Origin of the sequence: Psychrobacter pacificensis, assembly GCF_900101915.1 — a bacterium.
GTDB lineage: Bacteria > Pseudomonadota > Gammaproteobacteria > Pseudomonadales > Moraxellaceae > Psychrobacter > Psychrobacter pacificensis.
The window spans coordinates 26,596-45,779 of sequence record NZ_FNAL01000007.1 but is presented as its reverse complement, the minus strand read 5'-3'; the positions used below and the strand labels follow the sequence as shown (position 1 = coordinate 45,779).

Annotated in this window: 17 protein-coding genes and 1 tRNA gene; 5 read left to right on the top strand and 13 right to left on the bottom strand. The window is 44.3% G+C overall.

The window, feature by feature from the left end:
- The first annotated feature begins 337 nt into the window (after positions 1 to 337).
- A tRNA-Arg gene (locus BLR43_RS05790) sits at positions 338 to 414 on the top strand.
- A 269-nt stretch (positions 415 to 683) separates the two neighbouring features.
- Here the strand turns inward: BLR43_RS05790 and BLR43_RS05785 are convergent.
- A complete protein-coding gene (locus BLR43_RS05785) occupies positions 684 to 1,046 on the bottom strand; it encodes a hypothetical protein (RefSeq protein ID WP_093069519.1) in 363 nt (120 codons plus the stop codon).
- 35 nt (positions 1,047 to 1,081) lie between these two features.
- Here BLR43_RS05785 and BLR43_RS05780 point away from each other — a divergent pair, with 35 nt between their 5' ends.
- Positions 1,082 to 1,882, top strand: coding sequence for an NAD-dependent deacylase (locus tag BLR43_RS05780; protein ID WP_093069516.1), 801 nt, complete (start codon positions 1,082 to 1,084; stop codon positions 1,880 to 1,882).
- 100 nt (positions 1,883 to 1,982) lie between these two features.
- On the opposite strand, the gene BLR43_RS05775 is transcribed toward BLR43_RS05780, so the two are convergent.
- The 4 genes from BLR43_RS05775 to BLR43_RS05760 form a co-directional block, all read right to left on the bottom strand.
- Positions 1,983 to 2,981 (bottom strand): adenosine deaminase, encoded by a 999-nt coding sequence (locus BLR43_RS05775; RefSeq protein WP_093069514.1) that lies wholly within the window; start codon positions 2,979 to 2,981, stop codon positions 1,983 to 1,985.
- 167 nt (positions 2,982 to 3,148) lie between these two features.
- Positions 3,149 to 3,673, bottom strand: a complete 525-nt coding sequence (locus tag BLR43_RS05770; RefSeq protein ID WP_093069511.1) for a TPM domain-containing protein — start codon at positions 3,671 to 3,673, stop codon at positions 3,149 to 3,151.
- A gap of 138 nt (positions 3,674 to 3,811) precedes the next feature.
- Positions 3,812 to 4,999, bottom strand: coding sequence for a TPM domain-containing protein (locus BLR43_RS05765; RefSeq protein ID WP_093069509.1), 1,188 nt, complete (start codon positions 4,997 to 4,999; stop codon positions 3,812 to 3,814).
- A 117-nt stretch (positions 5,000 to 5,116) separates the two neighbouring features.
- Positions 5,117 to 5,743, bottom strand: coding sequence for a LemA family protein (locus BLR43_RS05760; protein WP_093069506.1), 627 nt, complete (start codon positions 5,741 to 5,743; stop codon positions 5,117 to 5,119).
- Positions 5,744 to 6,760: 1,017 nt separating this feature from the next.
- Here BLR43_RS05760 and BLR43_RS05755 point away from each other — a divergent pair.
- Positions 6,761 to 8,299: an alanine/glycine:cation symporter family protein gene (locus BLR43_RS05755; protein ID WP_071002236.1), complete on the top strand. Its 1,539-nt coding sequence runs from the start codon at positions 6,761 to 6,763 to the stop codon at positions 8,297 to 8,299.
- A 220-nt stretch (positions 8,300 to 8,519) separates the two neighbouring features.
- Here BLR43_RS05755 and BLR43_RS05750 read toward each other — a convergent pair whose 3' ends face one another.
- Positions 8,520 to 9,140, bottom strand: a complete 621-nt coding sequence (locus tag BLR43_RS05750) for a fasciclin domain-containing protein (protein ID WP_093069503.1) — start codon at positions 9,138 to 9,140, stop codon at positions 8,520 to 8,522.
- Positions 9,141 to 9,564: 424 nt separating this feature from the next.
- The gene (locus BLR43_RS05745; RefSeq protein WP_093069500.1) at positions 9,565 to 10,119 is read right to left on the bottom strand and encodes a fasciclin domain-containing protein; all 555 of its coding nucleotides are present in this window, start codon (positions 10,117 to 10,119) and stop codon (positions 9,565 to 9,567) included.
- A gap of 571 nt (positions 10,120 to 10,690) precedes the next feature.
- On the opposite strand from BLR43_RS05745, the gene metH reads away from it, so the two are divergent.
- Both metH and BLR43_RS05735 read left to right on the top strand, forming a co-directional pair.
- Positions 10,691 to 14,494: a methionine synthase gene (gene metH / locus BLR43_RS05740; protein WP_093069498.1), complete on the top strand. Its 3,804-nt coding sequence runs from the start codon at positions 10,691 to 10,693 to the stop codon at positions 14,492 to 14,494.
- Between the two features lie 209 nt (positions 14,495 to 14,703).
- On the top strand, positions 14,704 to 15,636 hold the full coding sequence (locus BLR43_RS05735) for a bile acid:sodium symporter family protein (RefSeq protein WP_093069496.1): 933 nt from the start codon (positions 14,704 to 14,706) through the stop codon (positions 15,634 to 15,636).
- Between the two features lie 108 nt (positions 15,637 to 15,744).
- On the opposite strand, the gene BLR43_RS05730 is transcribed toward BLR43_RS05735, so the two are convergent.
- From BLR43_RS05730 to BLR43_RS05705, 6 genes are all read right to left on the bottom strand, one after another.
- Entirely contained in the window at positions 15,745 to 16,245 is a 501-nt protein-coding gene (locus BLR43_RS05730; RefSeq protein ID WP_093069493.1) for a hypothetical protein, read from the bottom strand.
- 26 nt (positions 16,246 to 16,271) lie between these two features.
- The gene (locus BLR43_RS05725; protein WP_093069491.1) at positions 16,272 to 16,418 is read right to left on the bottom strand and encodes a DUF2256 domain-containing protein; all 147 of its coding nucleotides are present in this window, start codon (positions 16,416 to 16,418) and stop codon (positions 16,272 to 16,274) included.
- A gap of 15 nt (positions 16,419 to 16,433) precedes the next feature.
- Positions 16,434 to 16,688: a hypothetical protein gene (locus BLR43_RS05720; protein ID WP_093069490.1), complete on the bottom strand. Its 255-nt coding sequence runs from the start codon at positions 16,686 to 16,688 to the stop codon at positions 16,434 to 16,436.
- A complete protein-coding gene (locus tag BLR43_RS05715; RefSeq protein WP_093069488.1) occupies positions 16,678 to 16,926 on the bottom strand; it encodes a hypothetical protein in 249 nt (82 codons plus the stop codon). The genes BLR43_RS05720 and BLR43_RS05715 overlap by 11 nt, the downstream gene beginning before the upstream one ends.
- A gap of 216 nt (positions 16,927 to 17,142) precedes the next feature.
- Positions 17,143 to 18,162 carry a PD40 domain-containing protein gene (locus BLR43_RS05710; protein WP_093069486.1) on the bottom strand — a complete coding sequence of 340 codons (1,020 nt, stop codon included), beginning with the start codon at positions 18,160 to 18,162 and terminating at the stop codon, positions 17,143 to 17,145.
- Positions 18,163 to 18,319: 157 nt separating this feature from the next.
- Positions 18,320 to 18,808 carry an META domain-containing protein gene (locus tag BLR43_RS05705; RefSeq protein WP_093069483.1) on the bottom strand — a complete coding sequence of 163 codons (489 nt, stop codon included), beginning with the start codon at positions 18,806 to 18,808 and terminating at the stop codon, positions 18,320 to 18,322.
- Positions 18,809 to 19,184 lie beyond the last annotated feature (376 nt).

Sequence of the window (19,184 nt, the reverse complement as noted above, 5' to 3'; positions counted from 1 at the left end):
ATTACGTATACAAGGACTAGCACGGCGCGGACATTCTGTCTGTCCTCCTTTGACGACCTCTAAGTCCTCAATAGCAGACAGCCATCCCGCGTGCCAGCGCACTTGCAATCGGTGATTATAAATATGAATTCTCCCCAACATTATAAGGGAAAAGGCAGGTAAATTGCCATGCTTGTTTAATGACTTGGCTGTTTTTTCTTAAAAAACCTCAATCACGACTGTCATTTATTGGCTTTATGCGTTTTATTTGTTAGACTAAGCGGTCTTTATTTCTAGGCATCTTATGCTGGTTATCATGCGCATCTAAGCGTGACAGTCAGACATATCGTTATCATATGCGCTCGTAGCTCAGTTGGATAGAGTATCGGTTTCCGAAGCCGAGGGTCGTGGGTTCGATTCCCGCCGAGCGCACCAATCATCGTATTTCACCCTTCCTCAGTATTACCTAAAACCTCTAAAGCCCTTTAATATCAAAACTTTAAGTCTTTTGATATTACTTGTCATTACCTAGTAGCCTCTATCAAGTGTTGTTAAATTTACTCGCAGCCTCTGACTTGTTATTCGTCACGTGACTATTTAATTGAGCCGCTTCTTTTAAACGGCCAGCTTGTTAAATGACCAGCTCTAAAAAAACTTTCTCTTAAAATACCCACTTGCTCTTTATCCACTGATACAAGCACCGCCTACTCTGCCTCTTGCAAATGAGTAGCAAGCTGGGCGCGGCTAGGCACACGGTGATAATTAATCACTGGCACCTCACCCAAACGACGCTTACCTTCAGCAATTTTTTTATCAATGGTAATCATCGCGATTTTTTTGCCTTGTTGGCTGATGAGCAAATGATTTGCCTTACGAGTGACTCGATAAGCAGGAAAATACTGCTTTAATAATGCGGATGTTTTTTGCAGGGCATCATTCGGTACTGTATTTTTTGACTTGGCACTACCGTGCTTTTCGCCTGCTTTTGCCCCGCGCGATTTTGCCACCAACCATAAAATTACGATGATGGCGATTAATATGACAAGCCACCAAATTCCGTCTATCATAAGTAAAAATATCCATTACTAACAAAGGTTGGCTCATGTTAGCAGAATTATCACCAGCGGTAATAGCAGAAGTAAAACTTGCGGCAACATTGTTGGCATCGAAAGAGCGCATTTGCATTTTGACAGGGGCAGGCATTTCAGCCGAAAGTGGTATTCCGACGTTCCGAGATAAGCAAACGGGCTTGTGGGAAAACTACGGCGTCGAGGATTTGGCCACTCCTGAAGCATTCGCTCGCGATCCAAAGCTTGTATGGTCGTGGTATCAGTGGCGCAGGCAAGTGGTCGCAGATAAAGTACCAAATCCAGCCCATCATGCATTGGCTCAGTGGCAGTATCATGCGCAAACCTCCGATCAAACAGTGACACTCATCACCCAAAATGTCGATGACCTACATGAGCAGGCTGGAAGCGCAGTGACTCATTTGCACGGTCATCTGTGGCGTGATCGCTGTGCTCAGTGTGAGATACCTTATCCAGAACAATCAAGAACCGCCTATATTAAGCAAGATACGATACGTTTTGATGATAAGCTGATTACTTGTCCGCATTGCGTCGGTTACATCAGACCAGATATTGTGTGGTTTGGCGAAGCACTACCTGTACAAGCATGGCAGACTGCCGAAGAGGCTGCGGCTAACTGTGATGTGTTTATCAGTATCGGTACCTCAAGCTTGGTCTATCCTGCGGCCGGACTCTCACAGCTAGCTAAGCAAAATGGTGCGCAAGTTATCGAGATAAACCCTGACCCAACACCGAATACCATCGTCGATATCACGCTAATAGAAAAAGCTGGAGTGATTTTGCCGTTACTTATAGAAGAGATTACTGCGTTATAACTGCGACTGCTTAATGTCATTACCTGATAAACAATAAAAAAGGCTTAACGATTGCTATCAACCGTTAAGCCTTTACTACTAAAAATAAGCTCGCTAAAGCTTATTGCAATACCGCGTCCACTTTCGCCAAGTAATCTTCTTTTAGCTCGTCGCTGATAAATGCCGATCTAAATGAGTTTTTTACTAACGTAATAATATCCTCTTCTGTTATCGGTAGATTCTCATATAAGTTGATAAAATTTTGGTTCACATAGCCTTTGAAATAGGCAGGATCGTCTGAATTGACGCTGATATTAAGCCCATAGTCTAAAAGCGCTTTGATATTATGCTCTTTGTAATTATCAAAAACTCGCAGTTCGATATTTGAGTTCGGGCAAACGGTTAGTGGCATTTGCTCGTCTTTGAGTCTCTGCATCAGCTCTGGGCTTTTTATCGACTGCACACCATGGTCGATGCGGTTGATATTCAATAAGTCTAGCGCTTCGTAGATATATGAAAAGTCCGCTTCTTCGCCTGCATGAGCGACCAGTTTAAAGCCTGCTTCTTTAGCTTTTTGAAAGACTTCTTTGAACTTCGATGGTGGGTTACCAAGCTCTGATGAATCAAGGCCAACACCGATGATGTCCTCTTTAAATGCCATTGCTTGCTCTAATGTTTCAAACGCTGCTTCTTGCGATAAATGGCGTAAAAAACACATGATGATACAAGAGGTGATGCCGTATTTTGCTTTGGCATCTGCTAGTGCTTCTTTGATACCTGTGATGATCGCTTCAAAAGCCACGCCGCGCTCGGTATGGGTTTGCGGATCAAAGAATATTTCTGTGTGGATGACATTGTCTTCAACACACTTAAGAATATACTCCCACGTCAAATCATAAAAGTCGTCTTGGGTGAGTAAGACATTTGCGCCAGCATAGTAGATATCTAAAAAACTTTGCAGATTATTAAAGTTATAGGCGGCGCGCACGTCTTCTACGCTGTCATAAGGGATCTCTACGTTGTTCTTTCTTGCCAGTCTAAACATCAGCTCAGGCTCTAATGACCCTTCGATATGTAAATGAAGTTCCGCTTTTGGTAGTTTCTGTATTAAATCAATCATAGTATTCCAATAATGGTGTCATCGAGACGAGCCGTGGACAATTTATATATTTGTACCGTCTTTAAACGGTACGAACATTTTGCGTGCGATATTTTAGCATCAAAACCCTAGAGACGAGAACAGTCACCTTCGACTCTATCAATAATGCGCTTCAAGATGCCGTATTACTATTTTAAAAATACCACGGTATCAGACAGCTCATTGCCTGCTGGATTGTGCTCAAGCTGATAGTACTGGCGCAGCACTTGTCCCACTTCATCCAACAATTGGGCCAAGCTCTCTTCTGTCTTCTTGTTGCTGATACCTGATACTGCTTTTTCGCACATAGCACTCCAGACAGTTGGGCTTACATGAGTGCTGATACCGCGATCCGCCACAATCTCTAACTGATGCTCGCAGATATTGACATAGATGAGAACGCCTGTGTTCTCTTCGGTATCCCAAACTCGATATTCACTAAACAGATCAATTGCTCGCTTGCGGCAATCCATATGATAAGCGTCTTGAATCGGTAAATGATTCTCTACAATCAAAAACACCTCACCGCGATGCCCACGCTCAGCGCGTGTCACCTCATCTGTCAGGCGTGCTTTGGCTTCTGCTGTCAGCCACTTGCTATGTAGCAAAGGGACAAACAAGACCTGACGCCACCATCGAGCAAAGCTAGAAGTTGAAGCATGATTTTCTGCCATTATATTTTTCCTCAATTACGTCATTTTTGATGGTTATTTGGGTCTATGTACTGGGACTCTATTTTTGGCTTTTATTAATTTGAGTCTTTACTAATCTGAGCTTCTAATAACTAAGCTGAGCTTTTAATAAATAGACACTTACCACGAGCCACCAGCACCGCCACCGCCAAAACCGCCGCCACCACCACCAAAGCCGCCACCACCGAAACCACCACCGCCAAAGCCGCCACCACTTCCGCCGCCCATACCGGGTAAGAAAATCATGCCACCGCCTCTACGCCCACCTTTACCGCCGCCGCCTTTGCCACCACCGCCGCCACGGGAAATCAAGAACATCCATATAAATATCGCCATGATCAATGTCATAAAAAAGCCGCCGCCAAGCGCTAATGAACCGGCGAAAAAGCCGCCTGCCGTGATAATAGAACCAAATACTCGGCCCAAAATATTGGTAATAAAGCTACCAAATATCATCGCCATAATAAATAAGAAAATAGGTGATGGTAGCTCATCTGAGCCTTGCACGGCACTACGCTCAGCAGCTTGGGCATCAGCACGCGCCAATACCTCAGGGTCAGCCGTTAGACGTGCCTTGAGTGCATCCACGCCAGCCAGTATCCCAGCACCATAGTTGTTTTGCTTAAATAATGGTGTGATGTCCTCACGGATAATACGATTGACCGCAGCATCTGGCAATACACCCTCTAACCCATAGCCTGTGAGGATATACATGTCACGGTCATTGACTGCTACGACGATGAGCAGACCATCGTCAATATCTTTGTCGCCCAATTGCCATTTTTCTGCAACCTGTAAAGCATAGTCAAATATAGGCAAACCATTGGTTGTTGGTACGATGACCACTGCTGCTTGTGCCAAACCCTGCTGATAAATATTTCTTAGCTGCGCCTCTAGACGCTGTTTTTCTTGCGGATTTAAGATATTGGCTTGATCAACGACTGGTTCATTCAGTATTAGTTTGTCAGCATCAATGCTCTGGGCACTTGAGGTTACTGGTGGCTGAGCTGGCGCTTGCGCACTAGCGGTTGCCTCATCATTTGCTGCGCTTTGATTAATAGCGTCATTACCAAGCACCGCACCATTGATGGCATCATTATTTAATACCGCATCATTGATCGCTTCATTGGATTCACCAGCTTTGGCAATGGCTACCAAGTCTTCAACACTACGATTTTGCAGATTTGAGGGGCTATCTGTCGCTACAGCCGTGCCAACATCGTCACCAGGCGCAGCATGTGACATCGATACACCACTGACACTCAGTGTAAACAGTAATGCTGATAAGATTGCTTTTGAATTATTCATCTAATCTCTACCACCTCAAATGACATCTTTATAAATTAATAGACATTAACTAATAGTCATCAGCTAAATAAATAGAGCGGCATACACCGCTCTATTTTTGTATATATCAATTGCGCTCTACTCTGCTTTTGCAGAATCGCCAAAATCAACACTTGGCGCTGTCGAGATGGCATCTTCATTAGCAACGGTAAAGTTTGGTTTGGTATCCATGCCAAATACTTTTGCGGTGATATTGGTTGGGAACTGGCGCACGGTGGTGTTGTAGCCTTGCACTTCTTGGATATAGCGGTTACGAGCAACCGTGATGCGATTCTCAGTCCCTTCTAGCTGCGCTTGCAGATCTTGGAACAGCGCATCTGATTTTAGCTCAGGGTAACGCTCAGACACTGCCATCAGGCGTGATAATGCGCCTGTCATTTGCTCTTGCGCAGCAGCATAACGCTCCATTGCTTCTGGGTCATTGAGCACTTCAGGCGTCACCGTGATGCCGCCCGCACGCGAGCGCGCTTGTGCCACTTGGGTGAACACCTCTTGCTCTTGTTCAGCATACTGCTGTACGACTTTGACCAAGTTTGGTACCAAATCGCTGCGGCGCTGATATTGGTTGACCACTTCTGACCACGAAGCCGTTACTTGCTCGTCTTGCGCCTGCAGATTGTTATAACCGCAACCACTCAAACCGACAGTAGAGGTCGTCAATAGTGCTGCTAGCAACATCGGCTTCATAATAGATTTACGCGTCATCGTTGTTTCTCCTAATAATGATAAATAACAAATATCTGGTAACACGTTTTTTAATAATTTTTTTGCGCTTATGCCTTCAAAATCATCTAACGGTCATATGCGTTCTATATTTTATATAAAGGCACGTGCTTGTAGCTTTTATATCTACAGACACAACATGAAAAACCACTCATGCATATTGCTCAGTCTTATAAGCTACAAGATATACTGCTCATAATGACGCTATCATGATGCTTTTACAATTGACCGTTACCAAAACACAACCGCAACAACTGGGTGTCATTTTTTTGGTTATACCTTTATGTAGTGCTATTACTTTTTAGATAGACGAAAGTTTATTAAATGAATTGCCAGTTCATAAATTCGCTTCTTTATTAAGGCTAATGATGCATAAATCGATGGTCCAAAAATAAAACTTATCCGTCCATACACAAAGAAATTTCTAGTAATTAGGACAAAAATATGGCAAATTGCAGTTACGTAGCCGTATGGTTTGAATACATTTGGTAGTGGACTTATAGCTTGATACGTATTAGCGAGTTGATCGATGTGTAAAGAAGACATTATTCAACTTACGAATACTCCACTAATACCATCAATTCGCCCTACCAACAGTGTAGTCAATCGGGACGGCTCATAGCAAATTAAATACCCTTATCATGAAGAGTATTTAATTATATAACCGCCTGTTTTATCCGCGGACTTATAACTCATCTCATTCATAACGTGATGATAGGACACCGCAGTAGTTGAGGCTGTAGAACAATCAAACACACAGCTGATATTAATGCTATCAATGACAAGCGCTATAAAAATAGTCTATGTCACTGATGAAGCCAAGCGGATAAATACAGACAACTACAGTCCATTCTTGGTGGCTAAGCACGTATGAGACTTAACTAATATAGATATGAGTCGATGCAGCTAATTTAACTGCTTAACTTAAATAAGTAAGTTAACCAGTTAATTTACTCCTAGCATACAGAGCCACCTTGAGACAGTACTAGGAATATACATATGGAAGGTTTAGTTAACTTGGTAAACGGAATTATCTGGAGCCCAGCACTGATCTATCTGTGCTTGGGCGCTGGTCTGTTCTATTCCATCATGACGCGCTTCGTACAAGTACGTCTATTCGGTGAAATGATCAAACTACTATTCACTGGTAAGTCCAGTACTGATGGTATTTCGTCATTTCAGGCACTAGCCGTTTCCCTCGCAGGACGTGTGGGTATGGGTAACATCGCTGGGGTAGCTGCTGCTATCGGCTTCGGTGGTCCAGGTGCTGTATTTTGGATGTGGATCGTGGCGTTCTTAGGCGCGTCTACTGCCTATGTCGAGTCTACCCTTGCACAGATTTACAAAGAAAAAGATGTGGTAACTGGCGAATATCGCGGTGGCCCTGCTTATTACTTTGAGCGTGCGCTTGGTCAAAAATGGTACGGCATCCTCTTCGCCATCGCTTCTATTTTATCATGCGGTATGTTCTTACCTGGCGTACAGGCCAACGGTGTTATCAGTGCATTCGCACAGTTAATGGGCGAAGGTACGATCATGAACGTTGCAGGCCTAGAAGTTGGCTCTATGCGCTTGGTTGGCTTGGCCATTATCTTAGTCGTATTAGGTGTCATCATTTTCGGTGGTATTAAGCGTATTGCAACCTTTACTGAGTTTGCCGTTCCATTTATGGCACTTGGTTACATCGTCCTCGCCTTAATCATCATGCTCAGCAACTTCAGCTTGATTCCAGATGTATTTGGCATGATCATTGGCGATGCATTCACTGCACAAGCAGGTTTTGGTGCAGCAATCGGTTGGGGTGTTAAGCGTGGTATTTACTCTAACGAAGCCGGTCAGGGTACAGGTCCTCACGCTGCCGCAGCTGCTGAAGTTGAGCATCCATCACAGCAAGGTCTTGTTCAGGCATTCTCAGTATATGTTGATACATTGTTGGTTTGTTCTGCGACTGCATTCATGATCTTATCTACTGGCATGTACAACATTCAAGGTACACTACCAGATGGTCAGTTCATCGTTCAGAACGTTGCCGCTACGACTGAAATCAATGCGCCTGCGTTTACGCAGATGGCAATGGAATCGGTATACGGTACATTTGGTAACGCGTTTATCGCAATTGCTGTATTCTTCTTTGCCTTTACAACTATCCTAGCGTATTACTACATCGCTGAAGTAAACGTCGCTTACTTGACACGCTTCCTTGGTCGTAACGCAAACAAAACTGGTCTATTCCTCGTTAAAGTATTGATCATGGCGATGGTTGCTTATGGGGGTCTTAACTCAGCTGGTTATATCTGGGCCATCGGCGATATCGGTGTTGGTCTTATGGCTTGGCTCAACATTGTTGGTATCCTTGTTATCTTTATCGTGGCTCGTCCAACGCTTACCATGCTTAAAGACTACGAAGCACAACGTAAAGCTGGTGTGGCACGTTACAGTTTTGATCCTGCAAAATTCGGTATCAAAAACGCACCTTATTGGGAAGAGCGTCATCTAGCAGACCAAAAAAGAACGAATGTAGACCCACTACGTAAGTAATAGAGATAATATGCGCTAACGTAGCTACTGCTCAATCTTATTCAGTCTTCCTAAAAGCCCGAGGCAATGGTCTCGGGCTTTTTTATTGCAAATAAATAACACAGATTTTTAAGATACCGCTGTTACGTGCCACCATCTTATAGACACAAAAAAGCCCAGCATTATAGCTAGGCTCTTTTACTCTTCTTAAGTCTCAGAGTAACTTAACTAAATATTAATCTTACTCAGGCATCAATACTGTGTCGATTGTATGAATCACGCCGTTGCTTGCCATGATATCAGTACCTGTGATGTTGGCTGTGTTACCAGCCGCATCAGTAATAACATTGTCTTCGCTGATTGAGATGGTTTTGCCGTTCGCCGTTTCGATATCGGTACCATAAGGGATATCAGCTGCTTTCACTTCCATTGGAACAACATGATAAGGCAATACGGTTTTTAATAAGTCTTTATTAGCCAATAGCTCGTCTTTGGTCACGCCTAATTTTTCTAATACAGGGGCAAATGCATCATCAGTTGGTGCAAATACAGTGTATTTGGTGTCTTCCATCAACATGGTGTCAAGACCCGCTGATTTTAGTGCCGCTGTCAGAATAGTGAGATTGTCGTTGTTTGCAGCGATTTCTGCGATGGTTTGTGTCGCTTCCATATTCATGTCATCTGCCATTGGCTCGGCTTCAACCATTGGCTCGGCTTCGGTCTCTGCTACTGGCTCAACCACCACTTCTTCAGTAGTAGCCTCAGGCTCAGCTGGGTCTGCGACTGTTTCAGTATCGTTACATGCTGCTAATGACATCGCTGCTGTTACTACTGCGATCGATAATAAATTCTTCTTTAACATGGGTCATTCCTTTTAATAATTGGATGTCTGGTTTGTCTAGCGAATAACTGTCTTTACTACATGAATAGCTGACGCTAATACGTATATCAATAATTGACATTTTTTAGCTATAGACAATTTGCTGTAAGTAATTATTCGCTATATCAATAGTTTCAATTCTAAATGTTTAATTTTTAATTGATACTTACTTAAGTAGTAGCACTGTATCAATCACGTATATACCATTGTTCACTTGTATATCGGTTATTGTGATGTATGAAGGATCGCGCTTATTGGTCATGCTCACTCATTAAAATAGGCGTTATTTATATCTAAATCATGCCAATTAAATAGTAAAACAGCCGTTATCTAATGAAAAATTCATCAAATAATGGCTGCTCACTAAATCTTCATAATATAAAAAATAATTATTTTTTAATGAATCTTATTTAGGTAGTAGCACTCTATCGATGACATGGACAACGCCATTGGTCGCTGAGATATCTGTTTTTACGATATTGGCAGTGCGACCGTTTTCGTCCATCAACTTACCTTGATTCGTCACCATTAGCGTGTCTTTGCTTGCGGTCATGACATTACCAGGTTTGACATCTTTGGCATACATGGCCATGTCGCCACTGATGACATGATAACCTAGTACTTTTCTTAGCATTGCTTTATCAGCAAACAGTTGCGCTTTAGTCATGCCAGTCTCTTTCATTGCCTGCATAAACGCCTCATTGGTTGGGGCAAATATGGTGTAGTGAGCGTTAGGATCAGACAGCATACCCGTTAGACCTGCTGCTTGTACCGCTTCTACTAAGACTGAAAAATCAGAATTACTTTGAGCAACTTGTACCACGTTCATTTTTGCCATTTGTTGGCTATGCATTGGCGGCTTCATATCTGCGCTTTTTGCTGGCATCATATTGTTACAAGCACTTAAGCCAGCGATAGAGATAGCTAGCGTGCCGATAGTCGCAATTTTAGTCAGTTTCATAACATTATCCTTAATGATTGAGTATGTATTCGCTTATTGTCTTATAGGTTATATTGTCTTCTGATATCAGTTGCTCGTGCTATTCAAACGCTTATTTCTTGATAAGCAAAATCTAGATAGACCAACAGAACAATAATAAATTTTTGCCCATAAGTTATTTATAAGAAAAACTTAACAAATGAATGATTGTCATTAAATAAAATTAACATGTATAAAACCTTTATCAACCTGCCTTTACGCAACTTTTTGTAGTACCGGTGTAAACTCTGTTGGACTTTTAAGCACAAGCGTTGGCTTTCATTTGCATAAGCAAAGCTTTATGTAATCCATAAACGAAATGATATTCATTTGTGCACATATTCTTTACGAAACAGAATTTAATGCTATGCTCAGCAGTTCAATGAATAGGTATCTGCTTGTCTATGGTAAAAGTAGAATGAACAGTATCCATGTGTGCTATATTTTTCATGCTAAAATAATTCAAATTTGATGTTTTCCTTTATAAGACTTTGTACTCTATTGGTTTGTTATTCCTTCCTTTTATAATATTGACGATATAAGCAGCGCACCTATGACTCAAACGATGACCTCACCGACCTCTTCTCAATCTGATACTACTTCTGATGCATCATCCGCTGATGACTTTATTTTGACGCCACCTGCTGTCTTTCCTTATAAGGAACAGCAGCTCACCGCGCGCGCCCGTATCACTGAGCAGATGGCTTCACGCATCTTGATGTTGGACGGTGCAATGGGTACGCAGATTCAGACCTATAAACTAGAAGAGTCAGATTATCGTGGTGAGCGTTTTGCCGATATCGACCAAGATGTGCGCGGCAATAACGATCTGCTCGTGCTCACGCAGCCGCAGATGATTACCGATATCCATCATGACCACCTAGCCGCTGGCGCTGATATTATTGAGACCAATAGCTTTAACGGTACGCGGCTATCGATGGCTGACTATGACATGCAGTACTTGGTGCCTGAGCTCAATAAGACAGCAGCCAAGATTGCGCGCGAGGCGGCCGATGAATTTACCGCCAAGACGCCTGAGAAACCGCGCTTTGTCGCCGGTGTGGTGGGGCCAACCTCACGCACGTGCTCGATATCACCTGATGTCAATGATCCTGCCTTTCGTAATATTACCTTTGATGAGTTGGTCCTAAACTACCGTGAAGCAACCTTGTGCTTGATAGAAGGCGGCGTCGATCTTATTTTGATTGAGACAATCTTTGATACGCTCAATGCCAAGGCAGCGATATTTGCCATCACGGGTGTGTTTGATGATATTGGCTTTGAGCTGCCTATTATGATTTCGGGTACGATTACTGATGCCTCAGGTCGCACGCTATCTGGTCAAACGGCAGAGGCGTTTTATAACTCGATCCGCCATGCCAAGCCATTATCCGTTGGCTTTAACTGTGCGCTTGGCGCGGATGCGCTGCGTCCGCACATCCAAACGCTATCGAACATTGCTGATACTTACGTCTCTGCGCATCCAAACGCGGGGCTGCCCAATGAGTTTGGTGAATATGACGAAACCGCTGAAGAGACCGCCGCCCTACTCGAAGGCTTTGCCAAAGCGGGAATCTTAAACATCGTTGGTGGCTGCTGTGGTACCACCCCTGAGCATATCCGCCACATTGCAGATATGGTGGCGAACTATCCGCCGCGCGCCATCCCAGAGATTGCGCCTGCCTGCCGCCTCTCAGGGCTTGAGCCGTTTAACATCACGCCTGATAGCTTGTTCGTCAACGTCGGTGAGCGTACCAACGTCACAGGCTCCAAGAAGTTTTTGCGCCTAATTAAGACCGAAGCCTATACCGAGGCGCTCGATGTCGCGCGTGATCAAGTCGAGGGCGGTGCGCAGATCGTCGATATCAATATGGACGAAGGCATGCTCGACTCGAAGCAAGCCATGATTCACTTCGTCAACCTCGTCTCAGGCGAGCCAGATATCAGCCGTGTGCCCCTCATGATTGACTCGTCCAAATGGGACATCATCGAAGAAGGCCTCAAACGTACGCAAGGTAAATCTGTCGTCAACTCCATCTCGCTAAAAGAAGGTCATGCTGAGTTCGTTGAGCGCGCCAAATTATGCATGCGCTACGGCGCTGCCATTATCGTCATGGCATTCGATGAAGACGGTCAAGCCGATACCTACGAGCGCAAAATCGAGATATCTAAACGCAGCTACGATGTATTGGTCAACGAAGTAGGCTTCCCTAGCGAGGACATTATTTTTGACCCCAATATCTTTGCGGTCGCCACGGGTATCATCGAGCACAACAACTACGGCGCGGACTTTATCAATGCCACGCGCTGGATCACAGACAACCTGCCCAATGCGATGGTATCAGGCGGCGTGTCCAACGTTTCGTTTAGTTTCCGTGGTAATCCGATTCGTGAAGCGATCAACTCTGTGTTCCTATTTCACGCGATCAAAAATGGCCTGACCATGGGTATCGTCAACCCGTCGATGCTTGAAGTCTATGACGACATCCCTGTCGAGGCGCGCGAGGCGATTGAGGACGTCATGCTCAACCGCAATCAAGGCGAAACTGGTCAGGATGCGACTGAGCGTCTGATGACGGTTGCTGAAAACTACCAGGATGGCGGCAAGAAAAAAGACAGCACCGTCGATATGAGCTGGCGCGAGGGCACGGTAGAAGAGCGCATTGCCCATGCACTGGTCAAAGGTATCACCACCTTTATCGAAGAAGATACAAAAGAAGCGTGGGAGAAATACCCCAAACCGCTAGAAGTTATCGAAGGGCCACTCATGGACGGTATGAATATCGTCGGTGATTTATTTGGCTCGGGTAAAATGTTTTTGCCGCAAGTGGTCAAGTCGGCGCGCGTCATGAAACAATCGGTCGCGTGGCTCAACCCGTATATCGAAGCGGAAAAAATCGAAGGCGAAGTCAAAGGTAAAGTCCTGATGGCAACCGTCAAAGGCGACGTCCATGATATCGGCAAAAACATCGTCGGCGTGGTCCTCGGCTGTAACGGCTACGATATTGTCGATCTGGGCGTGATGGTGCCATGCGAGACCATTCTCGATACCGCTATCAGAGAGAAAGTCGATATCATCGGCCTATCAGGACTGATTACCCCGAGTCTCGATGAGATGGTCTATGTCGCCAAGCAAATGCAAGAGCGCGGCATGACCCTGCCACTGATGATCGGTGGTGCCACCACATCTAAAGCGCATACGGCCGTCAAGGTCGAACCGCAGTATCAAAACGATGCGGTCATCTATGTCTCTGATGCCTCGCGCTCAGTCGGCGTGGTAACCAAGCTGCTATCCAAAGAGCACCGTACCGCCCTCATCGATGAGACCCGCGAAGAGTATGTCAAAGTCCGCGAGCGTCTGGCAAAGCGTCAACCAAAAGCGGCGAAGCTGACTTATGCTGAATCAGTTGAGGGTGGTTTTCAATACGATTGGGACAACTATACCCCGCCTGTACCGAATCAGCTCGGTCAGGTGATATTGGACGACTACCCTATCGATAAGATGCTGCCCTATATCGACTGGACGCCGTTCTTTATCTCGTGGGGTCTGGCAGGTAAGTATCCAAAAATCTTGCAAGATGAGGTCGTTGGTGAAGCGGCGCGTGATCTGTTCGATAATGCGCAAAACCTGATGCAAAAAATGATTGATGAAAAGTTAATCATCGCTAAAGGGGTGTTTAAAATTGCTCCAGCCAAACGCACTGGCGCAGATACGATTAGCGTTTATGACAAATCGCCTACAGATGGTGGCCAACCTACGCATACCTTTGAGCATCTGCGCCAGCAGTCGGACAAAGCCAGCGGCAAGCCAAACTTTAGCTTGGCCGACTTTATCTCACCGTCGGACACGCACACTGATTATCTAGGCGGCTTTACCGTCTCCATCGTCGGCACAGAAGACCTCGCTGAGCAGTACAAAGCGGCAGGCGATGATTATAATGCCATCATGGTACAAGCGCTGTCTGATCGCCTCGCCGAAGCCTTTGCCGAGCATCTGCATGAGCTGATTCGTAAAGAATATTGGGGCTATCAGGCTGATGAGACCCTCACCAATGATGAGCTGATTAAAGAAAAATACGTTGGCATCCGCCCAGCGCCTGGCTACCCTGCCTGTCCTGAGCATACAGAAAAAGGCAAATTGTTTGACTGGCTTGGTACGGTCGAGGCAATTGGCACGACGCTCACCGAAAGCTATGCAATGTGGCCAGCGTCTTCGGTCAGTGGCTTTTATTATTCGCATCCTGAGAGTGAGTACTTCAATGTCGGTAAAATCGGCCGAGATCAGTTGGAGGATTATGCCACTCGTAAAGATTGGGATATAAAGACGGCTGAGAAGTGGTTAAATCCGAATTTGTAAGAACATACAAATCAGTTAACGCCTAGATCATTTATCGCTATTTTTTGGCTTATTCATTTAACATGATTAAGCCTTTTTATTGTGTCCTCTTCTGTCTGCTCTCAGCAAACTTATCGCTGCACGTATCACAAAATACTTTTATCATTCGCTGCCAATAACCATGTTAAATTATTGTCTATTTTATCCCTTTTATCGTTGTGAGACAGGCTATGAATCAGATTGCATTACTCTCTAGTTGGATTGGCAAAACGTTTGCAATCTGGGCATTGGTCAGTGCTATTTTAGGATTTGTTTTTCCTGAATTTTTTGCCTCGTTGGCATTTTTGATTGTCCCAATTCTTGGCATTATTATGTTTGGCATGGGCATGACGCTTAAAACAAAAGATTTTCTAGAGATTGTCAAACGTCCCAAACCCGTGTTGGTAGGACTATTGGCACAGTTCACGCTGATGCCATTGATTGCCTATTTACTGACGGTCATCTTTAACCTTGATCCTTTAATCGCGGTGGGCGTTATCTTAGTTGGCTGCTGCCCGGGCGGTACGTCGAGTAACGTGATTACGTTCTTAGCTAAAGGGGATGTGGCGCTGAGCGTGGCGATTACCTCTATCTCTACCCTACTTGCACCTTTTTTGACGCCTATCCTGTTAAACGTGTTCGCGGGTCAGCTGATCGACATCGACCTAGCCAGTATGATGATGACGATCACTAAAATCGTCATCTTGCCTATCTTATTGGGTATTATCTTTCATAAGTTTTTGGGTAAAAAAATCGAGTTCGTTAGCGAGGTATTGCCAATGGTGTCAGTCTTGGGTATCTCTATTATCATCGCAGCTGTAGTCGCCGTGTCTAAAGCGACGATCTTAGATAGCGGTGCAATCGTCTTTATCGTGGTGGCTCTGCACAATATGCTGGGCTATACCTTAGGATATGTGATCGCGCGCTTGTCTGGGTTTACGGAGAAACAGCGCCGCGCCATTATGGTGGAAGTAGGTATGCAAAACTCTGGTCTGGGCGCTGCCCTTGCAGCGACTTATTTCAATCCTGTCGCCGCCTTACCGAGTGCGATATTTAGTGTCTGGCATAACTTTAGTGGCGCGTTGGTGGCGAATATTTTTGCAAAAAGGGATGATGTTGTTTAAATAGACAACTGGTTTAGATCATTAATAATGGTGTATTCAAAGCGATTTGGATACGCTATTTTTTATGATTTGTTATTATCAGCCTATCAAAAGCAATAATAACTGACCTTAACTCTTTGGAACAAACAAAACGTCATATAAAGCTTCGATACTATCGTAACGATCAAATCGACCTCTATTGATAGTGCGGATATTAGGCCGTTCAGCTTTTATACCATCCGCATTAGCTTTAGTATGTTTTGCAATTTTAGCATTCTCTAGCCCAGTTAGTGGTTTTCCAGCTTCAGACCCAAAAAAATAAAACGAACATAGTCCTAAAGTATGTTCATCAAATTCTATCCAAACAATACATCCCGAGGGCTTGTTAGCTAAACGTACGTTAACATTTTGACCTGATTTTTTAGCACCAAGTTTTGAAGTTTTTAGCTGGATATGACGAATGATATTATTCTCTTCAAGGACAATGTCACAACCAGCGTTATCGACTTCAGGTTTCATGACTTCTAATTGGCAATCATCTTTTTGCCACGAAAGTTTAAGCATTTCACCAATAAATAAGTGTTCAATAAGCTTTTCTCGGAAGCTTGAATGTTCATAATGCTTGCTCATAATTTACCTTAATACTTTGTAGTAACTCAATCAGCTTTACTCTTCCCCCGCCGACACCGTTCCGAACAATAAATTACATTGTCCCAATCCTTCTCCCACTTCTTGCGCCACGTAAACGGACGCTGGCAGACGGGGCAGGTTTTTTGTGGTAGGTTTTGTTTTTTATGTGCCATGATGACCCTTACCGATTACTCATAACCGTCAAATATTTTATTTAGGCGATTGAGACTGTTGACGATCAGCTTACCAGATTGATCAGTACTACTATCAATCGCGAGCTTCTCATCCATGCGCATCGTCATCAGTGGTGCCAGCGCCTGCTTGAGGGCATTGGCCATCAGTGTGGTCTGCTCATGGATATCAGGCGCATCGTTCTCTACGGCTTTACTGTCATCGTTCTTAATCAGACTTTCGGCTAAGCTACGAGACAAGCTATCTGCCATATTGTGTGGCAATTTGTGGCAATTGCTCCACGGCATCGACCAGCTGATCCATCAGCGCTTTTTGCACGTCTTGGTTTTGCTTGAGGTACTCGCCTTCCGCTTTATGGTTATGCTTATATATTTGTAGCAATTGGCTCACGCTTTTCTCAAAGCCATTATCAATGCTATCGCTGACGACTTTGGCATTATTGATCACGCTATCCGCGAGGATTTTTTGTGAGGCGAGCTGCACCTTCATCTGAGTTTCTAACTGAGCCTTACGCTCTGCTTCTCGTAAACGCGCGATTTGCTCTGGATCGTTTTTGGTTTTTAATCACTCAGTTACATAGTTTGGTATGACATGAATGACGATTGCTCGACTTGATGCCGTTATATTTCTATTTTTAGAATCGACTTATGTTTCTTTATAGGTGATTATATATACATTTCATTACATAATATATAGCTGTGGCTATTAACGACCCCATATCGGTGAGCGTACGACGCCACCATTTTGGCTATTAATGGCGTAACTTGTGTGCCCTAAGAGCGAATGAATAACCAAATCGCCACCTTTTTGACGTCCTAAACTTTGACCGCCTACTTGCCCGCTGACTTTTGAAAAACGCGTTGGGTAGACCGCATAATTTCCAGAAGGAGATAGACGTGCCGGTTCATCGAGTCCAGTTTCTGCCAGGCTGACTACTTGTCCAGTCGTCAGTGTCATGACAGCCGCCTTACGACCATTTAGATAAGCCATACGCTGACCATCTATACTGAGCTGAGGACTGGCGACATAACCATTTGTCGGTACAGGTACGGCTTTACCAGTCGCGAAGTGATAGCGATAGATACGGGGACGACCAGCACGGATTTTGTCACTGGTATAAACAAAGCTTTTGCCGTCAGCGGCATAGCTGGGCTGTACCTCAGTGCTCGGTAGTGTCGTTAATTGCTCAGTTGTCCCATCACTTAGGCGCATCTTATAAATATCAGCATTGCCGCCGACCGTTGAGCTATAGAGCAGATATTGACCGTCAGGTGAAAATGACGCTGACAGATTACTGCCTTCAGCATTGACGACCAGATTGCGCGTTTTGCTGCTTTTATCATAAATATATATTTTAGGATGCTCGCGCGGGGCTTGTTTGCTATAAGCAAGCAGTTGACCATCAGCCGACCACGCTGGCGCATAGATATAGCCTGTGATCTGATCGATGAGCTGACGATCACTGCCATCAGGGCGGATGCTATAGAGTGTCGATACTTTTGCGCTCCCTGACCCTTGCTCTTCCACATAAGCAATGTGTCCTTGACGATCAATGGCAGGCATAGCAGCAGTCAGTGGATTGCTATTCACTGTGCTGGTCGGCTTTTTCATTTCAGCACTAGGCAGTGTCTGACAGCCAGTGAGAGCCACCAATATAGCGATCGTCGTCGCCCTTTTTATCGTGATGTTATTCGTGGTTGGTTTTGACATAATAGTTTTAAACATAAAATAGTATCCAATAAAATCGCTAAGGTGTAACAGCAGCTTTACACTAGTGTAGCGCAAAATTCGACAAACTTTGGACGAAAAAAAGACCCCACTTATTAGTGAGGCCTTATCAAATCTAACCAGAATGTCTATATCGCTTTACTCAATCACCAAGTTATTTAGAGACAGCTTTAAAGTAAGCCACTTGGTTATCATTTTTGATGGTTAAGACAGGGACATTTTTGGCATTTTTACTGAGGCTGTATTTGCCTTGTACGGTTGCTAGGGTTGCTGTGTCAAAGCTGGCTTGCGGCTCAGGACAGGCCATCATTGTGCTGATGCCGTTTTTGATCTGCACATCACCATTGACGACACTGTAGCCCGCGCTCATATTGTTGCACGTGTTCATAAATGCCACGTAGTTTCTACCATTGTCGTTCATGAAGCTCAAAGTGAGCGGCTTGGCTGGATCAAAGAACAGCTGAGACACCTGTTCACCGTTGCTACGTTTGGCATCAACCAGCTGCCAATTGTGCGCTTGTAATGCCTCTACAGTGACGGGCTGACTGACTGGCGCAGGTAATGTAGGCGTTGTCTGACAACCAGCGGCAAGAGCACTAACTGAAAAGGTAGCTGCCATCATCAATTTAGTCATATTTTTCATATACATTCCTTTTTTATTGAATCCAAAAACCTTGCCGAGCATAAGGTCATACTTGACACAAGACCCAACAAGCGCATTCAGAATTTTGATTTATTATGGTAATTGTCTTATTCACTGTTTCAGACAGTAGCGATATTTTGTTTGACTCACCAGTGACTGTCATTATCAATTGAGTAAGTATTTAGCGGATATTTTTTGCCTCATACATACTACTGACTACTGACTACTGACTACTGATATTTACTATTGACGCTATTTCCCAGTGATAATGTCACTCTTCTTGATGAGGTTTTATTTAAACCTTCTCTTGGCAGATGTCAGCTGATATGAAAACACCCCACTAAATAGTGAGGTGTTTTTATCGTGCGACTATCGC

Coding starts and splice junctions, on each gene's coding strand:
- BLR43_RS05785 (WP_093069519.1), bottom strand. CDS start 1,046: ATGATAGACGGAATTTGGTGGCTTGTCATATTAATCGCCATCATCGTA.
- BLR43_RS05780 (WP_093069516.1), top strand. CDS start 1,082: ATGTTAGCAGAATTATCACCAGCGGTAATAGCAGAAGTAAAACTTGCG.
- BLR43_RS05775 (WP_093069514.1), bottom strand. CDS start 2,981: ATGATTGATTTAATACAGAAACTACCAAAAGCGGAACTTCATTTACAT.
- BLR43_RS05770 (WP_093069511.1), bottom strand. CDS start 3,673: ATGGCAGAAAATCATGCTTCAACTTCTAGCTTTGCTCGATGGTGGCGT.
- BLR43_RS05765 (WP_093069509.1), bottom strand. CDS start 4,999: ATGAATAATTCAAAAGCAATCTTATCAGCATTACTGTTTACACTGAGT.
- BLR43_RS05760 (WP_093069506.1), bottom strand. CDS start 5,743: ATGACGCGTAAATCTATTATGAAGCCGATGTTGCTAGCAGCACTATTG.
- BLR43_RS05755 (WP_071002236.1), top strand. CDS start 6,761: ATGGAAGGTTTAGTTAACTTGGTAAACGGAATTATCTGGAGCCCAGCA.
- BLR43_RS05750 (WP_093069503.1), bottom strand. CDS start 9,140: ATGTTAAAGAAGAATTTATTATCGATCGCAGTAGTAACAGCAGCGATG.
- BLR43_RS05745 (WP_093069500.1), bottom strand. CDS start 10,119: ATGAAACTGACTAAAATTGCGACTATCGGCACGCTAGCTATCTCTATC.
- metH (WP_093069498.1), top strand. CDS start 10,691: ATGACTCAAACGATGACCTCACCGACCTCTTCTCAATCTGATACTACT.
- BLR43_RS05735 (WP_093069496.1), top strand. CDS start 14,704: ATGAATCAGATTGCATTACTCTCTAGTTGGATTGGCAAAACGTTTGCA.
- BLR43_RS05730 (WP_093069493.1), bottom strand. CDS start 16,245: ATGAGCAAGCATTATGAACATTCAAGCTTCCGAGAAAAGCTTATTGAA.
- BLR43_RS05725 (WP_093069491.1), bottom strand. CDS start 16,418: ATGGCACATAAAAAACAAAACCTACCACAAAAAACCTGCCCCGTCTGC.
- BLR43_RS05720 (WP_093069490.1), bottom strand. CDS start 16,688: ATGGCAGATAGCTTGTCTCGTAGCTTAGCCGAAAGTCTGATTAAGAAC.
- BLR43_RS05715 (WP_093069488.1), bottom strand. CDS start 16,926: ATGAAGGTGCAGCTCGCCTCACAAAAAATCCTCGCGGATAGCGTGATC.
- BLR43_RS05710 (WP_093069486.1), bottom strand. CDS start 18,162: ATGTTTAAAACTATTATGTCAAAACCAACCACGAATAACATCACGATA.
- BLR43_RS05705 (WP_093069483.1), bottom strand. CDS start 18,808: ATGAAAAATATGACTAAATTGATGATGGCAGCTACCTTTTCAGTTAGT.